6 protein-coding genes and 2 pseudogenes are annotated in these 5447 nt (G+C 63.5%); 7 read left to right on the top strand and 1 reads right to left on the bottom strand.

The window, feature by feature from the left end; all coding sequences use genetic code 11:
• Positions 1-306: pseudogene (locus BHQ40_RS23835) on the top strand (hypothetical protein); the annotation flags it as partial.
• On the opposite strand, the gene BHQ40_RS23840 reads toward BHQ40_RS23835, so the two are convergent.
• Entirely contained in the window at positions 290-718 is a 429-nt protein-coding gene (locus tag BHQ40_RS23840) for a GNAT family acetyltransferase (protein ID WP_070158203.1), read from the bottom strand. The pseudogene BHQ40_RS23835 and the gene BHQ40_RS23840 overlap by 17 nt on opposite strands.
• 126 nt (positions 719-844) lie before the next feature.
• Here BHQ40_RS23840 and BHQ40_RS23845 point away from each other — a divergent pair, with 126 nt between their 5' ends.
• From BHQ40_RS23845 to BHQ40_RS23870, 6 genes and pseudogenes are all read left to right on the top strand, one after another.
• Positions 845-1309: an SRPBCC domain-containing protein gene (locus tag BHQ40_RS23845; RefSeq protein WP_070158204.1), complete on the top strand. Its 465-nt coding sequence runs from the start codon at positions 845-847 to the stop codon at positions 1307-1309.
• 30 nt (positions 1310-1339) lie between these two features.
• Positions 1340-1909: a 3'-5' exonuclease gene (locus BHQ40_RS23850; protein ID WP_070158205.1), complete on the top strand. Its 570-nt coding sequence runs from the start codon at positions 1340-1342 to the stop codon at positions 1907-1909.
• A gap of 87 nt (positions 1910-1996) precedes the next feature.
• Positions 1997-2179 (top strand): DUF3606 domain-containing protein, encoded by a 183-nt coding sequence (locus BHQ40_RS23855; protein ID WP_070158206.1) that lies wholly within the window; start codon positions 1997-1999, stop codon positions 2177-2179.
• A 73-nt stretch (positions 2180-2252) separates the two neighbouring features.
• Positions 2253-4145 (top strand): DNA ligase D, encoded by a 1893-nt coding sequence (gene ligD, locus BHQ40_RS23860; protein ID WP_070158207.1) that lies wholly within the window; start codon positions 2253-2255, stop codon positions 4143-4145.
• The gene (gene xth / locus BHQ40_RS23865) at positions 4142-4963 is read left to right on the top strand and encodes an exodeoxyribonuclease III (protein WP_070158208.1); all 822 of its coding nucleotides are present in this window, start codon (positions 4142-4144) and stop codon (positions 4961-4963) included. Before ligD ends, xth begins: the two co-directional genes overlap by 4 nt.
• A gap of 272 nt (positions 4964-5235) precedes the next feature.
• Positions 5236-5447, top strand: a pseudogene (locus tag BHQ40_RS23870) (P-type conjugative transfer ATPase TrbB); the annotation flags it as partial.

Below are 5447 nucleotides of genomic sequence, written 5' to 3' on the forward strand. Positions count from 1 at the left end.
TGGCACAAGGACCGGCCGGTGTTTGAACATGTCGTCGGCATCTCACTCGGTAACGCCACGACGCTGCGCTTGCGCCAGCGGACTGCCGGCGGGTTCGCGCGCGCGAAAGCCGAGCTCGCGCCCCGGTCGATCTATCATCTGGCCGGTGAGGTACGTCACCAATGGGAGCACAGCATCGCACCGATGGAGCCGCCGCGCTGGTCGATCACGTTCCGCAGCCTTAGCGATTGCGGCGCGTCAAAAGCGTTGCCCACAGTCGGAAAGCTGAGCCGATCGGACGCGCCGGGTCCTACTTGGATCGGTTAAGCCACTTGGCCATGAGGATGCGGGGTGCGTCCTCGTACCCCAGGCGCTCGTAGAAGGACGCCACGGGTGCGTTCGTCTCGCGGATCATGAGCTGCACTTTTGGAACGTCTCGGTCTCGTAGCCACTGTTCGGCGGCTTCGATCATCGTCCGGCCTATCCCTTCCCGTCGCCGGTCGGGAGAGGCGGCGACGTAGTAGAGCCAACCCCGGTGGCCGTCGTGCCCGACCATGACTGCTCCGCAAATGTCGCCGCACCCATCCTGCGCGACAATCACGGCAGAACTGGAACCCGCGATCGCGAACCGAAAATCGGCCCCGGGATCGTTGTAGCTCGCCACGAGTCCGCATGAACGCCACAGTTCGACGACTTCGTTTTCGTCTTCCAGAACTGCGCTGCGAATAATCTTTGGCATAGCCCCCCTTATTAGCTCGTCTGTGGAGGCAAAATCATCAGCTCAAATCCTACGGTTGGTGCGGCAAATGGGCGGCCTTCGCTTTTGGGTTGGTCGCAATGCGGCGCTGCTCGTATCCAGACCAGGATGACCGACTCTTCGACCCATTCCGCGGCACGCACCATCCTCGCATCGCCACGGGCCATCTATCGCGCCTTCCTCGATCCCGAGACCGTTATGTCGTGGCGGCCGCCGAGGGGAATGACCGCCAAGATCTTCCACTTCGATCCGCGTCCGGGTGGTGGCTATCGCATGGCATTCATCTACGACGACGCCGAGGCCGGCCGAGGCAAGTCAAGCGCTGACGCTGATATCTTCGAAGGGCGGTTCGTCGAGCTGGTTCCAGAAGAGAAGATTGTCGAGGCGGTCACCTTCGAGAGCGAGGATCCCGCGTTCGGCGGCACGATGACGATCACGACGCGGCTGATGCCGGTGCGCGATGGAACGAAGGTCACCTTCGTCGCCGAGAATGTGCCGCCGGGAATCAGCGAGGCCGATCATAAGACCGGCATGGAGTCGACGCTGAAGAACCTCGCCAATCTGCTGGAATGAGCGAACGGGTGACACCGGCGTTCTTTGGGCATGTTGGTGTTCCTCGATTTCGAAGCCTCGTCGCTCAGCAAGCAGAGCTACCCGATCGAAGTCGCTTGGGTTTTCGAGGACGGTCGATCCGAGGAGTATCTGATCCGGCCCGCTCCAATTTGGACGGACTGGGACCCAGCCGCCGAGGCGATCCACCATATCCGCCACGCCACGCTTCTTGCCGACGGCACGGCGCATGAGCTTGTCGCCCGCCGCATGGTCGACATCCTTACCGGCCATGACCTGCTTGCCAGCGCTCCATCATGGGACGGCAAATGGCTGAGTGCGCTTCTGCGGGCCGCAGGGTTTCCGCGTCACAGCCTCCGACTTCGCGACAGCGATGATGCGAACCGTGAATGCGCGGCGGCCATCCTGTCAGACATCGTCCCGCCGGAGCGGTTGGCTAACACAGTTGCAGAGTTGCTCGCCCGGACGGACCCACGCGGAGACGATCATCAGCCCGTTCATCGCGCGCTGGCAGATGCGCAGGCGGAATATGCGCGCTGGCTGCAAGTCCGCTCCACCGCACAGGCTCTGGCACGTGACGGTATAGCAGGCCCGCCCCGATGATGCGCAGGCGGATAGCCCTCACCGGCAGTGCCACCGCCTTCGGAACTGGTCGTCTTCTCATCGATTCAAGGTGAGAAGGAGAGAAGCATGGCTGACAACAAGTCGAAACGCGGTGGCGCTGACCGGCGCCAGGTCGCCGCTGGCGAAGGCTATGAGGTGAATTACTTCGCCCGCAAGCATGGCATCACCAAGCAACAGGCGGAAGACCTGATCAAGAAAGTCGGTAACGACCGCGAGAAGCTCAACGCCGCAGCCGCGAAACTGAAATAAGCGGAACCCGTCCTCGGGAACGACTCCTCGGCTACAGGAGTCTGTTGGGGATGAGGCAGAAGGCATAGCGCGCATGGCGCGCGCGGCGATCAAAACGAGTTCGAAGCGTCCGGCGAAAGCGACCGGCGGCCAATCGAGCACGGCCGTATACAAGCCGCCGCCTTTCCGGCCCGTCCAGCTTGCCACGCTGGTCGATGCCGTCCCCGCTGGCGACCGCTGGCTCCACGAGATGAAATATGATGGCTACCGAACGCTGGTGGCGATCGGCGGCGGAGAGGCACGCGCCTACACACGGTCGGGTCTCGACTGGTCCGAGCGCTTTCCGAGCAACCTGAAGGACGCCGCCAAGCTCAAGGTGGGCTCGGCGCTGATCGATGGCGAGGCGGTGGTGCTCGATGCCGACGGCAAGTCGAGCTTTCAGGCGCTGCAGGGTGCGCTCAAGGGCGCGCCCTCCACCATCGACTATTATCCCTTCGATCTGCTCGAACTCGATGGCGAGGATCTGACCGGCCTGCCGCTGCTCGAACGCAAGGCCAGGCTGAAGGCCATATTGCCTGCCAAGTCGGACCATATCCGCTTCTCGGATCATATTCAGGGCAGCGGTGAGAAGCTGCTCAACAGCTTCTGCCAGGCTGGGCTCGAAGGTGTCATCTCGAAGCTCGCCAGCTCGAAATATGTGGGCTCGCGTGCCGGCAGTTGGGTCAAGACCAAGTGCATCAAGCGTCAGGAGTTCGTCGTCGTCGGCTGGACGCCCTCGGACAAGAGCCGCGCGTTCCGATCGCTGATCCTTGGCGTCCATGACAAGGGCGAGCTCCGGTACGCGGGCAAGGTCGGCACTGGCTTCGACACCGCTGAACTGTTTCGCCTGATGGAGATCATGGCGCCGCTGGAACAGACGACGCCAACGGTGAAGGCGCCCCGCGCCGAAGTGCGCGGCGCGCACTGGCTCAAGCCAAAGCTGGTCGCTGAGATCGCTTATACCGAGATGACGAACGAGGGGACGCTACGGCATCCGAGCTACCTGGGCTTGCGAGAGGACAAGAAGCCCGAGGCCGTTGTGCTGGAAACCGAAGAGCCCGTGGCTGAGATCGCGGCGCCCGCCACCAGCAGCGTCAAGATCAGCAATCGCGATCGCGTGATCGATCCGGATTCGGCTATCACCAAGGGCCAGCTCGCCGACCATTACGCGGCGGTCGCGCCGATCATGCTGCCGTGGGTGGGGTCGCGTCCGATCAGCCTGGTGCGCTGCCCGCAGGGCCGCGCGAAGAAATGCTTCTTCCAGAAGCATGACGCCGGGAGCTTCGGCGACACGGTCAAGCATGTCGGGATCATGGAGAAGGACGGGCACGAAGAGCCGTACCTGTACATCGACACCGCCGATGGCCTTCTGACCTGCGTCCAAATGGGCTCCATAGAGTTCCATGGTTGGGGCGCCAGGATCGAGGATGTCGAGAAAGCCGATCGACTGGTGTTCGACCTCGACCCCGACGAAGGCCTCGATTTTGAAGCGGTGCGCAAGGCGGCCTTCCACTTTCGCGAAATCCTTCAGCAGATCGGCTTGGAAACCTTCCCAATGGTGACCGGCGGCAAGGGCATCCACGTCATCGCCCCGCTCGTGCCCAAGGCGGAGTGGCCGGAGGTGAAGGATTTCGCGCACCGCCTCGCCCAGGCCGTCGCGCAAAGCGATCCCGAGAACTTCACCGCCGCGCTGCCGAAAGCGCAGCGCAAGGGCCGCATCTTCGTCGACTACCTGCGCAATCAGCGCGGAGCCACCGCGGTCATGCCCTACAGTGTGCGCGCCCGGTCTGGCGCGCCGGTCGCCGCACCGATCAGCTGGAAAGAGATGGAGACGATCGACACGCCTGCCCATTGGCATGTCGGCGACGCTGCCGAGCTGGTGAAGCGCGCCGCCTCGAAAGCGCTGTCGGGCTGGGGCCGCGCCGATCAGGTCCTGCCCGATCTATGAAGGTCGCCACCTACAATGTGAACGGCGTCAACGGGCGCCTGCCGGTGCTGTTGCGCTGGCTTGAGGAGGAGCAGCCGGACATCGTCTGTCTGCAGGAGCTGAAGGCGCCGCAGGAGAAGTTTCCGGAGAAGGCGATCCGCGACCTCGGCTATGATGCGATCTGGCATGGCCAGAAGAGCTGGAACGGCGTCGCCATTCTGAGCCGCGTCGGCGAAATCCACGAGACCCGCCGCGGACTGCCGGGCGATCCCGACGACAGTCACAGCCGCTATATCGAAGCGGCGGTCAACGGCATCCTGATCGGCGGGCTCTACCTGCCGAACGGCAATCCACGTCCCGGTCCGAAATTCGATTACAAATTGCGGTGGTTTGAACGGCTGATCGAACATGCGGCCGGGCTGCTGGGGACGGGCGCACCGGTTATGCTCGCGGGTGACTTCAACGTGATGCCGACCGACCTCGACGTCTACAAGCCGGAGCGCTGGCTCGACGACGCGCTGTTCGCGCCGGAAGTGAGAGCCGCCTACTTCCGGTTGCTCGACCAGGGTTGGACGGACGCTTTGCGGACCATCCACCCAGGCGAGGTGATCTATACCTTCTTCGACTATTTCCGGAACGCCTATGCCCGGAATGCTGGACTTCGCATCGACCATTTGCTGCTGAGCCCGCCGTTGGCTGATCGGTTGGTGGATGCCCAGGTCGATCGTCATGTCCGCGGCTGGGAGAAGACCAGCGACCATGCACCGGTTTGGGTGGAACTGGCCGATAAGCCGAAGCGGCGGCGCAAGGCGTCGGCGCCGACTGGAGGAAAAGCATAGCCTCCTACGGCGGGCTAGAGACCGCGTTTGAAAGCCATCTGATTCGCGTTGCGACGCCGTAGAATTAAGCCCCAGTCGCGACGGCACGTATTTCTGATCCGCGCTAATATATCCGGCCGTCGCCGCTCTTACGACGCCGGCGGAATGCTGTTGTAACCGGCCGAAATTGGCATTCTTTACCTGTCTCCGACGCCGCTCGTGCGGCTCTCGATCCACGGAGACAGCCTCAAGTGACCCAGCCATCGGCCATCGTTCACGCACGCGGGACCGCGATGCTGCGGAGCGCGCTCGGCCCGGCGATCGCGGCCTGGCTCGACGACGCGAACGTCGCCGAGATCATGCTCAACGCCGATGGGCGGCTGTGGGTCGATCGTCTCGACAGCGGCATCGCTGCGACCGAGGAGCGGCTGAGCCCGCTGCAGGCCGAGCGGATCATCCGGCTCGTCGCGCACCATGTCGGCGCCGAGGTCCACAGGGGCGCTCC

Source organism: Sphingobium phenoxybenzoativorans (assembly GCF_001757355.1).
GTDB lineage: Bacteria > Pseudomonadota > Alphaproteobacteria > Sphingomonadales > Sphingomonadaceae > Sphingobium > Sphingobium phenoxybenzoativorans.